Origin of the sequence: Pseudomonas sp. RGM2987, from assembly GCF_022952855.1 — a bacterium.
Lineage (GTDB): Bacteria > Pseudomonadota > Gammaproteobacteria > Pseudomonadales > Pseudomonadaceae > Aquipseudomonas.
In genome coordinates this window covers 55,103-72,267 of record NZ_JALJDX010000215.1, presented here as the reverse complement: position 1 = coordinate 72,267, position 17,165 = coordinate 55,103, and the positions used below count along the sequence as shown (strand labels likewise).

General features: G+C 61.9%; 15 protein-coding genes. All 15 read left to right on the top strand.

Annotated features, from left to right (window positions below; all coding sequences use genetic code 11):
* Nucleotides 1–8 precede the first annotated feature (8 nt).
* The 15 genes from RGM2987_RS21510 to nuoL all read left to right on the top strand — a co-directional run bounded on the left by RGM2987_RS21510 (nt 9) and on the right by nuoL (nt 17,144).
* A complete protein-coding gene (locus RGM2987_RS21510) occupies nt 9–1,175 on the top strand; it encodes a cupin domain-containing protein (protein WP_245144836.1) in 1,167 nt (388 codons plus the stop codon).
* Nucleotides 1,168–1,593 (top strand): GNAT family N-acetyltransferase, encoded by a 426-nt coding sequence (locus RGM2987_RS21505; protein WP_245144835.1) that lies wholly within the window; start codon nt 1,168–1,170, stop codon nt 1,591–1,593. Before RGM2987_RS21510 ends, RGM2987_RS21505 begins: the two co-directional genes overlap by 8 nt.
* A gap of 300 nt (nt 1,594–1,893) precedes the next feature.
* Nucleotides 1,894–2,655, top strand: a complete 762-nt coding sequence (locus RGM2987_RS21500; RefSeq protein ID WP_245144834.1) for a secretin N-terminal domain-containing protein — start codon at nt 1,894–1,896, stop codon at nt 2,653–2,655.
* Between the two features lie 507 nt (nt 2,656–3,162).
* Entirely contained in the window at nt 3,163–4,488 is a 1,326-nt protein-coding gene (aceA, locus tag RGM2987_RS21495) for an isocitrate lyase (protein WP_245144833.1), read from the top strand.
* A gap of 751 nt (nt 4,489–5,239) precedes the next feature.
* A complete protein-coding gene (locus RGM2987_RS21490) occupies nt 5,240–5,653 on the top strand; it encodes an NADH-quinone oxidoreductase subunit A (protein ID WP_003180067.1) in 414 nt (137 codons plus the stop codon).
* A gap of 10 nt (nt 5,654–5,663) precedes the next feature.
* Complete coding sequence (locus RGM2987_RS21485; RefSeq protein ID WP_245144832.1) at nt 5,664–6,338, top strand: NADH-quinone oxidoreductase subunit B; 675 nt, start codon at nt 5,664–5,666, stop codon at nt 6,336–6,338.
* Between the two features lie 72 nt (nt 6,339–6,410).
* Entirely contained in the window at nt 6,411–8,195 is a 1,785-nt protein-coding gene (gene nuoC / locus RGM2987_RS21480) for an NADH-quinone oxidoreductase subunit C/D (protein ID WP_245144831.1), read from the top strand.
* A 2-nt stretch (nt 8,196–8,197) separates the two neighbouring features.
* Nucleotides 8,198–8,695, top strand: a complete 498-nt coding sequence (gene nuoE / locus RGM2987_RS21475) for an NADH-quinone oxidoreductase subunit NuoE (RefSeq protein WP_003180060.1) — start codon at nt 8,198–8,200, stop codon at nt 8,693–8,695.
* Nucleotides 8,692–10,050 carry an NADH-quinone oxidoreductase subunit NuoF gene (gene nuoF, locus RGM2987_RS21470; protein ID WP_245144830.1) on the top strand — a complete coding sequence of 453 codons (1,359 nt, stop codon included), beginning with the start codon at nt 8,692–8,694 and terminating at the stop codon, nt 10,048–10,050. Before nuoE ends, nuoF begins: the two co-directional genes overlap by 4 nt.
* A gap of 142 nt (nt 10,051–10,192) precedes the next feature.
* Nucleotides 10,193–12,907: an NADH-quinone oxidoreductase subunit NuoG gene (gene nuoG, locus RGM2987_RS21465; RefSeq protein WP_245144829.1), complete on the top strand. Its 2,715-nt coding sequence runs from the start codon at nt 10,193–10,195 to the stop codon at nt 12,905–12,907.
* Entirely contained in the window at nt 12,904–13,911 is a 1,008-nt protein-coding gene (gene nuoH / locus RGM2987_RS21460) for an NADH-quinone oxidoreductase subunit NuoH (protein ID WP_245144828.1), read from the top strand. Before nuoG ends, nuoH begins: the two co-directional genes overlap by 4 nt.
* Before the next feature lie 11 nt (nt 13,912–13,922).
* Complete coding sequence (gene nuoI / locus RGM2987_RS21455; RefSeq protein WP_024779320.1) at nt 13,923–14,471, top strand: NADH-quinone oxidoreductase subunit NuoI; 549 nt, start codon at nt 13,923–13,925, stop codon at nt 14,469–14,471.
* Between the two features lie 9 nt (nt 14,472–14,480).
* The gene (nuoJ, locus tag RGM2987_RS21450; RefSeq protein ID WP_245144827.1) at nt 14,481–14,981 is read left to right on the top strand and encodes an NADH-quinone oxidoreductase subunit J; all 501 of its coding nucleotides are present in this window, start codon (nt 14,481–14,483) and stop codon (nt 14,979–14,981) included.
* Between the two features lie 4 nt (nt 14,982–14,985).
* Nucleotides 14,986–15,294, top strand: a complete 309-nt coding sequence (nuoK, locus tag RGM2987_RS21445; RefSeq protein WP_003180046.1) for an NADH-quinone oxidoreductase subunit NuoK — start codon at nt 14,986–14,988, stop codon at nt 15,292–15,294.
* Nucleotides 15,291–17,144 (top strand): NADH-quinone oxidoreductase subunit L, encoded by a 1,854-nt coding sequence (gene nuoL / locus RGM2987_RS21440; protein ID WP_245144826.1) that lies wholly within the window; start codon nt 15,291–15,293, stop codon nt 17,142–17,144. Before nuoK ends, nuoL begins: the two co-directional genes overlap by 4 nt.
* Nucleotides 17,145–17,165 lie beyond the last annotated feature (21 nt).

Below are 17,165 nucleotides of genomic sequence, written 5' to 3'. Positions count from 1 at the left end.
GGTTACACATGAATCCTGATATTCCTCTGCAACTCCTGGGCGGCATCACGGCACGGGAGTTCCTGCGCGACTACTGGCAGAAAAAACCGCTGCTGATCCGCCAGGCGATCCCTGACTTCGAAAGCCCGATCGACGCCGACGAGCTGGCCGGCCTGGCCCTGGAAGAAGAAGTCGAATCGCGCCTGGTGATCGAGCATGGCGAGCGTCCGTGGGAATTGCGTCGCGGCCCGTTCGCCGAAGACGAATTCAGCAAGTTGCCGGAGCGCGAGTGGACGCTGCTGGTGCAAGCCGTCGATCAGTTCGTGCCGGAGGTCAGCGAACTGCTGGAGCACTTCCGCTTCCTGCCGAGCTGGCGCATCGACGACGTGATGATCAGCTTCGCCGCCCCAGGCGGCAGCGTCGGTCCGCACTTCGATAACTACGACGTGTTCCTGCTGCAAGGCCACGGCAAGCGCAACTGGAAGATCGGCCAGATGTGCGACTCCGACAGCCCGCTGCTGCAGCACGCCGACCTGCGGATCCTTGCCGACTTCGAGGCCACCGACGAGTGGGTCCTGGAACCGGGCGACATGCTCTACCTGCCGCCGCGCCTGGCCCACTGCGGCGTGGCCGTGGATGACTGTATGACCTACTCGGTCGGTTTCCGTGCACCGAGCGCCGCTGAAGTGCTGACCCACTTCACCGATTTCCTCAGCCAGTTCCTGCCGGACGAAGAACGCTACACCGACGCCGACGCGCGCCCGGTGGCCGATCCGCACCAGATCCAGCACGACGCCCTCGACCGCCTCAAGGGCCTGCTGGCCGAACACATGAGCGACGAGCGCCTGCTGCTGACCTGGTTCGGCCAGTTCATGACCGAGCCGCGCTACCCGGAACTGGTGGTCGGCCCTGAGCTGGAAGAGGAAGACCTGCTGGCCGGCCTGGAACAAGGCGCAGTGATCATTCGCAACCCGAGCGCCCGCCTGGCCTGGTCGGAAGTCGATGACGACCTGCTGCTGTTCGCCAGCGGCCAGAGCCGCTACCTGCCGGGCAAGCTGCGCGAGTTGCTGAAAATGATCTGCGCCGCCGACGCCCTGCACATCGAGAATCTCGGCCCATGGCTGGCCGATGAGGACGGTCGCGGGCTGATCTGTGAGCTGGTCAAGCAAGGCAGCCTGGGGTTCGCCGATGAATAAAATTCACGTACGTGTCGCAGACTGGCAAAAGGACAACGCCGAGATCCGGCGCATTCGTGAAACCGTGTTCGTTGTCGAGCAGTGCGTCCCGCCTGAGCTGGAATGGGACGCCGACGACCAGGGCGCGGTGCATTTCCTGGCTTATGAAGGCGACTTTCCCATCGGCACCGCCCGCCTGTTGACCGACGGTCATATCGGCCGGGTTTCGGTCCTCAAGGACTGGCGCGGCCTGAAGGTCGGCGACGCACTGATGCACGCCGTGATCGCCGAGGCCGAGAAACGCGGGCTCAAGCAACAGATGCTCAGCGCCCAGGTGCATGCCACGCCGTTCTACGAGCGACTGGGCTTTGCCGTGGTCAGCGAGGAATTCCTGGAAGCCGGGATTCCCCATGTGGACATGGTGCGGCGCTCGGCCTGACCCCGTGGCAAGGGCATTTCTCTGTGGCAAGGAGATTCTGTGGCGAGGGGATTTATCCCCGCTGGGCTGCGCAGCAGCCCCAATGAATCTGATTGCATTACCCTGACACTCCGCAGTGACTGGTTTGGGACTGCTGCGCAGCCCAGCGGGGATGAATCCCCTCGCCACAAGAGCACTCTGCATCACCAACACGCCCCGCCATCCACCGATGCCGGGGCGTTTTGCCGTCTATCATTCAACTTGCCCCACCCGGAGCCGACAAACTGGCAATATCAAGCCTTTGTCTCGCGGAGAAATGGAATGTCCTTACGCACCCTCCTGGTCACCCTGCTGCTCGGCTGCAGCCTGTCGGTGCTGGCCGACACGCAGATCGTGCCACTGAACTACCGCACCAGCGCCGACCTGCTGCCGGTGGCGCAGAACTTCATCGGCAAGGACGGCCAGGTCAGCGCCTACGGCAACCAACTGATCGTCAATGCCGACCCGGGCAAGATCGAAGAGCTGCGGCAATTCCTCGCCCAACTCGACACCGCGCCCAAGCGCCTGCTGATTACGGTGGATACCAACGAAAACAACCTGCAAGGCGACCAGGGCTACTCCATCAACGGCGCCGCCCCGAGCCAGACCCGCATCATCAACCGCAGCACCGCCAGCCGTGACGGTGGCGTGCAGCAGGTGCAAGCCAGCGAAGGCCAGCCGGCACTGATCCAGGTAGGTCAGAGCGTGCCGTTCACCAGCAGCCAGACCGACAACTACGGCCGCCTGCAAAGCCAGACCGAATACCGCAACGTCACCCAGGGGTTTTATGTCACGGCCAGCGTTACCGGCGAGACCGTTCATCTGAGCATCAGTACCAACCGTGACCGCATGAGCCAGGAGCGTCCCGATGTAGTGAATGTGCAAAGTACCGACACAACCGTCAGCGGACGACTGGGTGAGTGGATCACCCTGGCCGGGGTCAATCGCCAGACCCAGGCCGATAAACAGGGCCTGACCCGCAGCTACTCGACCCAGGGCCGCGATGACATGATTCTGCGGGTCAAGGTCGACACCCTGAACTGAAGCACCGAAAACTGACTGACGAGTCTTATTAGACCAAAGATGTAGTGCTGGAAAAAAAGCACTACAAAACGTTTGACGAGCCAAAAAACCGAAGGCATGATGGCCTCGCTCCCGCTAATCAGGGGCCCTGGCAAGGGCCTTCGGGTCGACGCTTGCAACTACCCTGCGAGCCGATTCGTGTCTGTACCGCCCACAAGGTGTGTTTGACGAGGTTGCGACTGGAACGAAGTTGTCCCGAGGGACGGAAGCGTAACTAGGTAACCCGGCATCACTCTGAGTCCGTATAAAGGCCCACGACGCCTGCATGCGCCCGCAGCTCGCCCCTACCTGCTCACTTTCCCCTCGAGCCCATCGTTCATCCCGTCGCCGCCCCGCCTCAACCGACTTGTGCGCCCGGCCCCCTGGCCAGCGAGCAGCCTGCTTCGCCAATGATTGGCGCCGTAGGCAGGAGTAGGAATAGTTCACCCCGAATGATTTTTTCTACAAGACGCGACGAGGTTTATCTCCATGGCACTGACACGCGAACAGCAAATTGCAGCCCTTGAAAAAGACTGGGCTGAAAACCCGCGCTGGAAAGGCGTGAAGCGCAATTATTCGGCTGCTGACGTCGTCCGTCTGCGTGGCTCGGTTCAACCTGAGCACACCTTTGCGAAACTGGGCGCCGAAAAGCTCTGGAACCTGGTGACCCAAGGCGCCAAGCCGTCCTTCCGCCCTGAGAAAGATTTCGTCAACTGCATGGGTGCCCTGACCGGCGGCCAGGCTGTGCAGCAAGTCAAGGCCGGTATCCAGGCGATCTACCTGTCGGGCTGGCAAGTGGCTGCGGACAACAACTCCGCCGAGTCGATGTACCCTGACCAGTCGCTGTACCCGGTGGACTCGGTTCCAACCGTGGTCAAGCGCATCAACAACTCGTTCCGTCGCGCCGACCAGATCCAGTGGAAAGCCGGCAAGAACCCGGGCGACGAAGGCTACATCGACTACTTCGCCCCGATCGTGGCTGACGCCGAGGCCGGTTTCGGCGGCGTACTGAACGCCTACGAGCTGATGAAGAGCATGATCGAAGCAGGCGCCGCCGGCGTTCACTTCGAAGACCAACTGGCTTCGGTGAAGAAATGCGGCCACATGGGCGGCAAGGTATTGGTACCGACCCAGGAAGCCGTGCAGAAGCTGACCGCTGCCCGCCTGGCCGCTGACGTTGCTGGTGTCCCGACCATCATCCTGGCCCGCACCGACGCCAACGCCGCTGACCTGCTGACTTCGGACTGCGACCCGTACGACCAACCGTTCGTAACCGGTACCCGCACCCAGGAAGGCTTCTATAAAGTGCGCGCCGGTCTCGACCAGGCCATCGCTCGCGGCCTGGCCTACGCACCGTACGCCGACCTGATCTGGTGCGAAACCGCCAAGCCGGACCTGGACGAGGCGCGTCGTTTCGCCGAAGCCATCAAGAAGGAATACCCAGACCAGCTGCTGTCGTACAACTGCTCGCCTTCCTTCAACTGGAAGAAAAACCTGGACGACGCGACCATCGCCAAGTTCCAGCGCGAACTGTCCGCCATGGGCTACAAGCACCAGTTCATCACCCTGGCCGGCATTCACAACATGTGGCACAGCATGTTCAACCTGGCGCACGACTACGCCCGCAACGACATGACCGCCTACGTGAAGTTGCAAGAGCAGGAATTCGCCGACGCCGCCAAGGGCTACACCTTCGTGGCTCACCAGCAGGAAGTGGGCACCGGCTACTTCGACGACATGACCACCGTGATCCAGGGCGGCACCTCATCGGTCACCGCACTGACCGGTTCGACCGAAGAAGAGCAGTTCCACTGATCCATTTGATAAACGGCCCTTGCGGACCGAATAAAAGCTAACCGCAAGGCCGACGATCTGAAGCCCCGACTGGTTCGTAATGCTGTTCACTTAAGGATGTCACCGCTCCGTGGCGGGGGTGCATGCTCCAGCAGGCGCGCGCAGCGGTCCCAAGCTTTTGGGGCTGCTACGCAGCCCAGCGGGAGCAAGCTCCCTCGCCACGACAAGTGATAAACCTTAAGTGAAAGGTATTGCGACTGGTTCGGGGCTTTTTTTCGCCTACAGTATTTCAAGAACACTGCCGAACCCTCCCACAGGATCTGCAGCATGACTGAATGGCATTGGGCACAAGAAATCGAAGACTCTTCAAAAAAATTGATCGAACGCAGTATCAGGCAGTCTGAAAAAGAGTAAAACGGCCGGCGCTGACAATTACAGTCTCTGCCATGTAAGAAAAGTTCGTGGCGACTGCATGAAAATGGCTGAGTGAAAGTCACCACAAACAATAATAATTATCATTTGAAAGCCATTATCATTGTCACATCCGGCACGAAATACATTTGACGAATAAGGGCCCAATGCCCGCGTGGCCGGGGCCGGGGGGTCGTGGAGTTGGTCTATGTCCTTATTCCTATAAATAATTTCGCTATAGGAATTTTACTTGCCCAGTGTTTAGCCCTAAAATCACCGCGATTAATTGCTGCGACATATCGTCACTGCGTTATTTCTTTTCAAGCTCAGAGGCCCTTGCCCTCTGTTAAGGATTTCCAGCATGCCCGAAGCGACAGGACTCATGGCCCACAACTGGGGCTTTGCCATTTTCCTTCTGGGCGTTGTCGGCCTGTGTGCCTTCATGCTCGGCGTGTCGAGCCTTCTCGGGTCACGAGCCTGGGGCCGCAGCAAAAACGAACCGTTCGAGTCCGGCATGCTACCCACCGGTGGCGCCCGCTTGCGGCTCTCAGCCAAATTCTATCTGGTCGCGATGCTTTTCGTGATCTTCGATATCGAAGCCCTCTTTCTCTTTGCCTGGTCTGTGTCCGTCCGCGAAAGCGGCTGGACCGGATTCGTCGAAGCTCTCGTTTTCATAGCAATTCTGTTGGCAGGTCTTGTCTACCTTTACCGGGTGGGGGCACTTGATTGGGCTCCGGAAGCTCGGCGCAAGCGGCAAGCGAAGCTGAAACAATGAGGCTTTGGCAATGCAATACAATCTCACCAGGATCGACCCCGATGCTCCTAACGAGCAGTATCCGATCGGCAAGCGGGAAACCGTTGCTGATCCGTTAGAAGATCAAGTCCACAAGAACATCTTCATGGGCAAGCTCGAAGACGTGCTGAACAGCACGGTCAACTGGGGTCGCAAGAACTCCCTGTGGCCGTACAACTTCGGCCTTTCGTGCTGCTACGTGGAAATGACCACCGCCTTCACGGCGCCCCACGACATCGCGCGCTTTGGCGCCGAGGTGATCCGGGCATCGCCGCGCCAGGCGGATTTCATGGTTATCGCCGGTACGCCGTTCCTGAAAATGGCCCCTATCATCCAGCGCCTGTACGAACAGATGCTGGAACCCAAGTGGGTCATTTCCATGGGCGCCTGTGCCAATTCCGGCGGCATGTACGACATTTATTCCGTGGTCCAGGGAGTCGACAAGTTCCTCCCGGTGGATGTCTATGTGCCCGGCTGCCCGCCCCGCCCCGAAGCGTTCCTGCAAGGCCTGATGCTGCTGCAGGAATCCATCGGACAGGAACGTCGCCCGTTGTCCTGGGTGGTCGGTGATCAAGGCGTCTACCGCGCCGATATGCCGTCGACCAAGGAAGAGCGCCGCGAACAGCGAATCGCAGTCACCAACCTGCGCAGCCCCGACGAAGTCTGATCCAGCTCTGTTCTGCCCAAGAAACGAGACACTGGCTTCATTCTTTACGTTGACCGAAAGCGATAAATAACCATGACTACAGGCAGTGCTCTGTACATCCCGCCTTACAAGGCAGACGACCAGGATGTGGTCGTCGAACTGAACAACCGTTTTGGTCCTGACGCGTTCACCGCCCAGGCGACCCGCACCGGCATGCCGGTGCTCTGGGTGGCCCGCGCCAGGCTCGTCGAAGTCCTGACCTTCCTGCGCAACCTGCCCAAGCCCTACGTCATGCTCTATGACCTGCACGGCGTGGACGAGCGCCTGCGCACCAAGCGTCACGGGCTGCCCGACGGTGTCGATTTCACCGTGTTCTATCACCTGCTGTCGGTAGAACGTAATAGTGACGTAATGATCAAGGTCGCCTTGTCCGAGAGCGACCTCAGCGTGCCGTCCGTGACCAGCATCTGGCCGAACGCCAACTGGTACGAGCGCGAAGTCTGGGACATGTTCGGCATCGACTTCCCCGGCCACCCGCACCTGACCCGCATCATGATGCCGCCGACCTGGGAAGGTCACCCGCTGCGCAAGGACTTCCCGGCCCGCGCCACCGAATTCGATCCGTACAGCCTGTCCCTGGCCAAGCAGCAGATCGAGGAAGAAGCCGCGCGCTTCAAGCCCGAAGACTGGGGCATGAAGCGCTCCGGGGCGAACGAGGACTACATGTTCCTCAACCTCGGCCCGAACCACCCTTCGGCCCACGGTGCGTTCCGTATCATCCTGCAACTGGATGGCGAAGAAATCGTCGATTGCGTCCCGGACATCGGCTACCACCACCGTGGTGCCGAGAAGATGGGCGAGCGTCAGTCCTGGCACAGCTACATCCCGTACACCGACCGTATCGACTACCTCGGCGGCGTGATGAACAACCTGCCGTATGTGCTCTCGGTCGAGAAACTGGCCGGCATCACCGTGCCGGACCGGGTCAACGTGATTCGCATCATGATGGCCGAGTTCTTCCGCATCACCAGCCACCTGCTGTTCCTGGGCACCTACATCCAGGACGTCGGCGCCATGACCCCGGTGTTCTTCACCTTCACCGACCGCCAGAAGGCCTACACCGTGATCGAAGCGATCACCGGTTTCCGCCTGCACCCGGCCTGGTACCGCATCGGTGGCGTCGCCCACGACCTGCCCCGCGGTTGGGAAAAACTGGTCAAGGACTTCGTCGAATGGATGCCCAAGCGCCTGGACGAATACACCAAGGCCGCCCTGCAAAACAGCATCCTCAAGGGTCGTACCATCGGCGTTGCCGACTACAACACCAAGCAGGCGCTGGAATGGGGCGTCACCGGCCCGAGCCTGCGTGCTACCGGCCTGGACTTCGACCTGCGCAAGGCCCGCCCGTACTCGGGCTACGAGAACTTCGAATTCGAAGTGCCACTGGCGGCCAACGGCGATGCCTATGACCGCTGCATGGTGCGCGTGGAAGAAATGCGCCAGAGCGTCAAGATCATCGAACAATGCATGCGCAACATGCCGGAAGGCCCGTACAAGGCGGATCACCCGCTGACCACGCCGCCGCCGAAGGAGCGCACGCTGCAACACATCGAGACCCTGATCACGCACTTCCTGCAGGTTTCGTGGGGCCCGGTCATGCCGGCCAACGAATCCTTCCAGATGATCGAAGCGACCAAGGGCATCAACAGTTATTACCTGACGAGCGATGGCGGCACCATGAGCTACCGCACCCGGATTCGCACCCCAAGCTTCCCACACCTGCAACAGATCCCTTCGGTGATCAAAGGCAGCATGGTCGCGGACATGATTGCGTACCTGGGTAGTATCGATTTCGTTATGGCCGACGTGGACCGCTAAGCATGAACAGCACGCTTATCCAGACTGACCGTTTCGCCCTGAGCGAAACCGAGCGCTCGGCCATCGAGCACGAGCTGCATCACTACGAAGACCCGCGCGCGGCGTCGATCGAAGCCCTGAAGATCGTCCAGAAGGAACGTGGCTGGGTGCCCGATGGCGCGCTCTACGCCATCGGCGAGATCCTCGGCATCCCGGCCAGCGACGTCGAAGGTGTCGCGACCTTCTACAGCCAGATTTTCCGCCAGCCAGTGGGCCGCCACATCATTCGCGTCTGCGACAGCATGGTCTGCTACATCGGCGGCCACGAGTCAGTGGTCAGCGAGATCCAGGGCAAACTGGGGATCGGCCTCGGCCAGACCACTGCCGACGGCCGCTTCACCCTGCTGCCGGTGTGCTGCCTGGGCAACTGCGACAAGGCCCCGGCGCTGATGATCGACGACGACACTTTCGGTGACGTCAAGCCAGACGGCGTCGCCAAACTGCTGGAGGGCTACGTATGACCCTGACTTCCTTCGGGCCCGCCAACCGCATCCAGCGCTCGGCCGAAACCCACCCCCTGACCTGGCGTCTGCGTGACGACGGCGAAGCGGTTTGGCTGGACGAGTACCAGGCCAAGAACGGCTACGCCGCTGCGCGCAAGGCGTTCACCCAGATGGCCCAGGACGACATCGTCCAGACCGTGAAGGATTCCGGCCTCAAGGGGCGCGGCGGTGCGGGTTTCCCCACAGGCGTGAAATGGGGCCTGATGCCCAAGGACGAATCCATCAACATCCGCTACCTGCTGTGCAACGCGGATGAAATGGAGCCCAACACCTGGAAGGACCGCATGCTGATGGAGCAACTGCCCCATCTGCTGATCGAAGGCATGCTGATCAGCGCCCGTGCGCTGAAAACCTACCGTGGCTACATCTTCCTGCGCGGCGAATACACCACCGCCGCCAAGCACCTCAACCGTGCCGTGGAAGAAGCCAAGGCCGCTGGCCTTCTGGGCAAGAACATCCTCGGTTCGGGTTTTGATTTCGAGCTGTTCGTGCACACCGGTGCCGGGCGCTACATCTGCGGTGAAGAAACCGCACTGATCAACTCCCTGGAAGGCCGTCGTGCCAACCCACGCTCCAAGCCGCCCTTCCCTGCCGCCGTCGGCGTGTGGGGCAAGCCGACCTGCGTGAACAACGTCGAGACCCTGTGCAACGTGCCGGCGATCATTGCCGACGGCGTGGACTGGTACAAATCCCTGGCCCGCGACGGCAGTGAAGACATGGGCACCAAGCTCATGGGCTTCTCCGGCAAGGTCAAGAACCCGGGCCTGTGGGAACTGCCGTTCGGCGTCACCGGCCGCGAGCTGTTCGAGGACTACGCCGGCGGCATGCGCGATGGCTACAAGCTCAAGTGCTGGCAGCCCGGCGGCGCCGGTACCGGTTTCCTGTTGCCCGAACACCTGGACGCCCAGATGTACGCCGGCGGCATCGCCAAGGTCGGCACCCGCATGGGTACAGGCCTGGCCATGGCGGTGGACGACAGCGTCAACATGGTCTCGCTGCTGCGCAACATGGAGCAGTTTTTCGCCCGCGAATCCTGTGGCTTCTGCACCCCTTGCCGCGATGGCTTGCCCTGGAGCGTCAAGCTGCTGATGGCCATCGAGAACGGCGAAGGCCAGCCCGGCGACATCGAGACCCTGCTGGGCCTGGTGGGTTTCCTCGGCCCAGGCAAGACCTTCTGTGCTCACGCACCGGGTGCCGTGGAGCCGTTGGGCAGCGCAATCAAATACTTCCGCCCTGAATTCGAGGCCGGCATCGCGCCAACCCGCGCGGGCGATCTCAATCAGGTGGTCTCGCCGACCATGGTCGGCGCGTAACGACGCTTAAACAGGCGAAGGGTCCGTGCCCTTCGCCTTTCGTCCGATGACGCCTTTTCACCGAGGCTGTTTGGATTCGGACGAATAACAAGATTCCATTAGCCACGCCCGCTGACACCGGGCCAACGAAGAACTTTGAACCATGGCCACTATCCACGTAGACGGCAAAGCGCTCGAAGTCGACGGGGCAGACAACCTGTTACAGGCATGTCTGTCGCTGGGCCTCGACATCCCTTATTTCTGCTGGCACCCCGCGCTTGGTAGCGTCGGGGCCTGCCGCCAGTGCGCGGTCAAGCAGTACACCGACGAGAACGACACCCGTGGTCGGATCGTCATGTCCTGCATGACGCCTGCCACCGACAACACCTGGATCTCCATCGACGATGAAGAATCCAAGGCCTTCCGTGCCAGTGTCGTCGAATGGCTGATGACCAACCACCCTCACGACTGCCCGGTCTGTGAGGAAGGCGGTCATTGCCACCTGCAAGACATGACCGTGATGACCGGTCACAACGAGCGCCGTTATCGCTTCAAGAAGCGCACCCACCAGAACCAGCAACTGGGCCCGTTCATCTCCCACGAGATGAACCGCTGCATCGCCTGCTACCGCTGCGTGCGTTTCTACAAGGACTACGCCGGCGGCACCGACCTGGGTGTGTTCGGCGCCCACGACAACGTGTACTTCGGTCGCGTTGAAGACGGCACCCTGGAAAGCGAGTTCTCCGGCAACCTCACCGAGGTCTGCCCGACCGGTGTGTTCACCGACAAGACTCACTCCGAGCGCTACAACCGCAAGTGGGACATGCAGTTCTCGCCGAGCATCTGCCACGGCTGCTCCAGCGGTTGCAACATTTCCCCGGGCGAGCGCTACGGCGAACTGCGTCGCATCGAAAACCGCTACAACGGTTCGGTGAACCAGTATTTCCTCTGCGACCGCGGTCGTTTCGGCTATGGCTACGTCAACCGCAAGGACCGTCCGCGCCAGCCGCTGCTGGCCGACGGCACCAAGCTGAGCCTGGACGCCGCCCTGGACAAAGCCGCCGAACTGCTGCGCGGCCGCAACATCGTCGGCATCGGTTCGCCCCGGGCCAGCCTGGAAAGCAACTACGCACTGCGTGAGCTGGTCGGCGCCGAGCACTTCTACAGCGGCATCGAAGCCGGTGAGCTGGAGCGCATCCGCCTGGTCCTCGACGTGCTCAATAACAGCCCGCTGCCCGTGCCGACGATGCGTGATATCGAAGACCACGACGCGGTGTTCGTCCTTGGCGAAGACCTGACCCAGACCGCCGCTCGCATGGCCCTGGCCCTGCGTCAGTCGGTCAAGGGCAAGGCCGAAGCGATGGCCGACGCGATGCGCGTCCAGCCATGGCTCGACGCCGCGGTGAAGAACATCGGCCAGCATGAGCTGAACCCGCTGTTCATCGCCAGCCTCGCCGAAACCAAGCTCGACGACGTGGCCGAAGAATGCGTCCACGCCGCCCCTGACGACCTGGCGCGCATCGGTTTCGCCGTGGCCCACGCCCTGGACGCCAGCGCCCCGGCCGTCGAAGGCCTGGACAGCGAAGCAGCCGCCCTGGTGCAGCGCATCGCCGACGCGCTGCTGGCGGCCAAGCGTCCATTGATCATCGCGGGCACCTCGTTGGGTTCCAAGGCGCTGATCGAAGCCGCCGCCAACATCGCCAAGGCCCTGAAGCTGCGCGAGAAGAATGGCTCCATCAGCCTGGTCGTACCGGAGGCCAACAGCCTCGGCCTGGCCATGCTCGGTGGCGAATCGGTCGATGCCGCGTTGCAAGCAGTGATCGACGGCAGCGCCGACGCTATCGTAGTGCTGGAGAACGATCTGTACACCCGTACCGACAAGGCCCGCGTCGACGCGGCCCTCAGCGCGGCGAAAACCGTGATCGTCGCCGACCACCAGAAAACCGCCACCACCGACCGCGCCCAGCTGGTGCTGCCGGCGGCGAGCTTCGCCGAAGGCGACGGTACGCTGGTCAGCCAGGAAGGCCGCGCCCAGCGCTTCTTCCAGGTCTTCGACCCGCAATACCTGGACGCCAGCATCCTGGTCCACGAAGGCTGGCGCTGGCTGCATGCCCTGCGCGCTACCCTGCTGAACCAGCCGATCGACTGGACACAACTGGACCATGTCACCGCCGCCGTGGCGTCGAGCACCGCGCAACTGGCCGGTATCGTCGACGCCGCGCCGTCCGCCGCGTTCCGCATCAAGGGCTTGAAACTGGCCCGTGAACCGCTGCGCTATTCCGGCCGCACCGCGATGCGCGCCAACATCAGCGTCCACGAACCGCGCACCCCGCAAGACAAGGACACCGCGTTCGCCTTCTCCATGGAAGGTTACTCGGGCTCCGCCGAACCGCGCTCGCAAGTGCCGTTCGCCTGGTCGCCGGGCTGGAACTCGCCGCAGGCCTGGAACAAGTTCCAGGACGAAGTCGGCGGTCACCTGCGCGCCGGTGACCCGGGCACCCGCCTGATCGAAAGCCAGGGCGATGGCCTGAACTGGTTCGCCAGCGTGCCGCGTGCCTTCAACCCGGCGCCGGGCACCTGGCAGGTCGTGCCGTTCCATCACCTGTTCGGCAGCGAAGAGAACTCTTCCAAAGCCGCGCCGGTGCAAGAGCGCATTCCGGCCGCCTACGTGGCGCTGGCCAAGTCCGAAGCCGATCGCCTGGGCGTCAACGACGGTGCCCTGCTGAGCCTGAACGTGGCCGGCCAGACCCTGCGTCTGCCGCTGCGCATCAACGAAGCATTGGGCGCCGGCCTGGTTGCACTGCCGGCCGGCCTGGCGGGCATTCCGCCGGCGGTATTCGGTAAAACCGTTGACGGTCTGCAGGAGGCAGCGCAATGAGCTGGTTCACCCCTGATGTGATCGCCGTGATCCTGACGGTTCTCAAGGCCATCGTGATCCTGCTGGCCGTGGTGGTCTGCGGCGCCTTGCTGAGCTTCGTCGAACGACGCCTGCTGGGCTGGTGGCAGGACCGCTACGGTCCTAACCGCGTCGGCCCGTTCGGCATGTTCCAGATCGCCGCCGACATGGTCAAAATGTTCTTCAAGGAAGACTGGACGCCGCCGTTTGCCGACAAGGTGATCTTCACCCTGGCACCGGTGGTGGCCATGAGCGCCTTGCTGATCGCCTTCGCGATCATCCCGATCACCCCGACCTGGGGCGTGGCGGACCTGAACATCGGCCTGCTGTTCTTCTTCGCCATGGCCGGCCTGTCGGTGTATGCGGTGCTGTTCGCCGGCTGGTCGAGCAACAACAAGTTCGCCCTGCTGGGCAGCCTGCGGGCCTCGGCCCAGACCGTGTCCTACGAGGTGTTCATGGGTCTTGCGCTCATGGGCATCGTGATCCAGGCCGGCTCGTTCAACATGCGCGACATCGTCGAGTACCAGGCGCAGAACCTGTGGTTCATCATTCCGCAGTTCTTCGGCTTCTGTACCTTCTTCATCGCTGGCGTGGCCGTGACTCACCGTCACCCCTTCGACCAGCCGGAAGCGGAACAGGAACTGGCCGACGGTTACCACATTGAATACGCCGGCATGAAATGGGGCATGTTCTTCGTCGGCGAGTACATCGGCATCATCCTGATCTCGGCGCTGCTGGTGACGCTGTTCTTCGGTGGCTGGCACGGTCCGTTCGGCATCCTGCCGCAACTGTCCTTCGTCTGGTTCGCCCTGAAGACCGCGTTCTTCATCATGCTGTTCGTCCTGCTACGCGCCTCGATCCCGCGTCCGCGCTACGACCAGGTGATGGATTTCAGCTGGAAATTCTGCTTGCCGCTGACCCTGATCAATATGCTGGTGACCGCTGCGATCGTTTTGATGAACGCGCCCGCGGCCGCGGTTCAGTGAGGATTTGACCCATGTTCAAATATATTGGCGACATCGTTAAGGGTACCGGTACCCAGCTGCGAAGCCTGGTCATGATCTTCGGCCATGGCTTTCGCAAGCGCGACACCCTGCAATACCCGGAAGAGCCGGTCTACCTGGCGCCACGTTATCGTGGCCGCATCGTGCTGACCCGCGACCCCGACGGCGAAGAGCGCTGCGTAGCGTGCAACCTGTGCGCCGTGGCCTGCCCGGTGGGCTGCATTTCGCTGCAGAAAGCTGAAACCGAAGACGGTCGCTGGTACCCGGACTTCTTCCGCATCAACTTCTCGCGCTGCATTTTCTGCGGCCTCTGCGAGGAAGCATGCCCGACCACCGCGATCCAGCTCACGCCGGATTTCGAAATGGCGGATTTCAAACGTCAGGACCTGGTGTACGAGAAAGAAGACTTGCTGATTTCCGGTCCAGGTAAAAACCCTGATTACAACTTCTATCGTGTTGCAGGCATGGCCATTGCCGGTAAGCCAAAAGGCGCCGCGCAGAATGAAGCCGAACCGATCAACGTGAAGAGCTTGCTGCCTTAAGGAAGAAAGATGGAATTCGCTTTCTATTTCGCATCGGGTATCGCTGTGGTCTCCACGCTTCGCGTGGTGACCAACACCAATCCCATACATGCCCTGCTCTACCTGATCATTTCGCTGATCGCCGTGGCCATGACCTTCTTCAGCCTCGGCGCACCGTTCGCCGGTGCCCTGGAAGTGATCGCCTACGCCGGCGCCATCATGGTGCTGTTCGTGTTCGTGGTGATGATGCTGAACCTGGGCCCGGCCTCGGTGCAGCAGGAACGCACCTGGCTCAAGCCGGGCATCTGGGCAGGGCCGGTGATTCTCGCCGCGCTGCTGCTGGGTGAACTGCTGTATGTGCTGTTCGCTCACCAGAGCGGCCAGGCCATCGGCCAAACCACCGTAGGCGCCAAGGCCGTGGGCATCAGCCTGTTCGGTCCGTACCTGCTGGTGGTCGAACTCGCCTCGATGCTGCTGCTTGCCGCAGCCGTCACGGCGTTCCATTTGGGCCGTAACGAGGCGAAGGAGTAATCACATGCCTGCTATCCCTCTCGAGCATGGTCTGGCGGTTGCCGGCATCCTGTTCTGTCTCGGTCTGGTCGGCCTGATGGTCCGCCGCAACATTCTGTTCGTGCTGATGAGCCTGGAGGTGATGATGAACGCCTCCGCCCTGGCCTTCATCGTCGCGGGCGCTCGCTGGGCGCAGCCGGATGGACAGATCATGTTCATCCTGGTGATCAGCCTGGCAGCCGCCGAGGCCAGTATCGGCCTGGCGATCCTGTTGCAGCTGTATCGCCGCTTCCACACTCTGGATATTGACGCTGCCAGTGAGATGCGCGGATGAACCTGATCTTTCTGACTTTCGTATTTCCCCTCATCGGTTTCCTGCTGCTGTCGTTCTCCCGTGGACGCTGGTCGGAAAACCTCTCGGCGCTGGTTGGCGTCGGCTCCATCGGCCTGTCTGCCATTGTCGCGGCCTACGTGATCTGGCAATTCAACGTTGCCCCGCCCGAAGGCGGTGTCTACGTGCAAGTGCTGTGGCGGTGGATGGCGGTGGAAGGCTTCACGCCGAACTTCGCCCTGTACCTGGACGGCCTGTCGATCACCATGCTCGGCGTGGTGGTCGGCGTGGGTTTCCTGATCCACCTGTTCGCGTCCTGGTACATGCGCGGTGAAGCCGGTTACTCGCGCTTCTTCGCCTACACCAACCTGTTCATCGCCAGCATGCTGTTCCTGGTGCTCGGCGATAACCTGTTGTTCCTGTACTTCGGCTGGGAAGGCGTGGGCCTGTGCTCGTACCTGTTGATCGGTTTCTACTACAGCAACCGCAACAACGGTAACGCGGCACTCAAGGCCTTCATCGTGACCCGCATCGGCGACGTGTTCATGGCCATCGGCCTGTTCATCCTGTTCCAGCAACTGGGTACGCTGAACATCCAGGAACTGCTGGTACGTGCGCCGGAGCACTTCAAGACCGGCGACTTCTGGATCGTCCTGGCGACCCTGATGCTGCTGGGCGGCGCGGTCGGTAAATCCGCGCAACTGCCGCTGCAAACCTGGTTGGCGGATGCGATGGCCGGCCCTACCCCGGTCTCGGCGCTGATCCACGCGGCAACCATGGTGACCGCCGGCGTCTACCTGATCGCCCGTACCCACGGTCTGTTTGCCCTGGCTCCGGACATCCTGCACCTGGTCGGCATCGTCGGTGGCGTGACCCTGGTCCTGGCCGGCTTTGCCGCGCTGGTGCAGACCGACATCAAGCGGATCCTCGCCTACTCGACCATGAGCCAGATCGGCTACATGTTCCTGGCCCTGGGCGTCGGCGCCTGGGAAGGCGCGATCTTCCACCTGATGACCCACGCGTTCTTCAAGGCCCTGCTGTTCCTTGCCTCCGGTGCGGTGATCGTCGCCTGCCACCACGAGCAGAACATCTTCAAGATGGGCGGCCTGTGGAAGAAACTGCCATTGGCCTACGCCAGCTTCATCGTCGGCGGCGCGGCCCTCGCGGCCCTGCCGCTGGTCACCGCCGGTTTCTACTCCAAGGACGAGATCCTCTGGGAAGCGTTCGCCAGCGGTAACCAGGCCCTGCTGTATGCCGGCCTGGTGGGTGCGTTCATGACCTCGCTGTACACCTTCCGCCTGATCTTCATCGCGTTCCACGGTGAAGCCAAGACCGAAGCCCACGCCGGCCATGGCATCGCCCACTGGCTGCCGCTGTCGGTGCTGATCGTATTGTCGACCTTCGTCGGCGCGATGATCACCCCACCGCTGCACGGCGTGCTGCCACAAAGCGTCGGCCATGCCGGCGGCGAAGCCAAGCACAGCCTGGAAATCGCTTCGGGCGCCATCGCCCTGGCCGGTATCCTGCTGTCGGCGCTGCTGTTCCTGGGCAAGCGGCGTTTCGTCACGGCCATCGCCAACAGCGGCCTGGGCCGTGTCCTTTCGGCCTGGTGGTTCGCTGCCTGGGGCTTCGACTGGATCTACGACAAACTGTTCGTCAAGCCATACCTTGCGATCAGCCACATTCTGCGCAAAGACCCGCTCGACCAGACCATTGGCCTGATCCCGCGCATGGCCAAGGGCGGCCACACTGCCCTGAGCCGTACCGAGACCGGTCAACTGCGTTGGTATGCGGCTTCCATGGCGGCTGGCGCCGTGCTGGTTATCGGCGCCATCGTGCTGGTAGCGGTCTGATATGAACCTTGCGAACTTGCG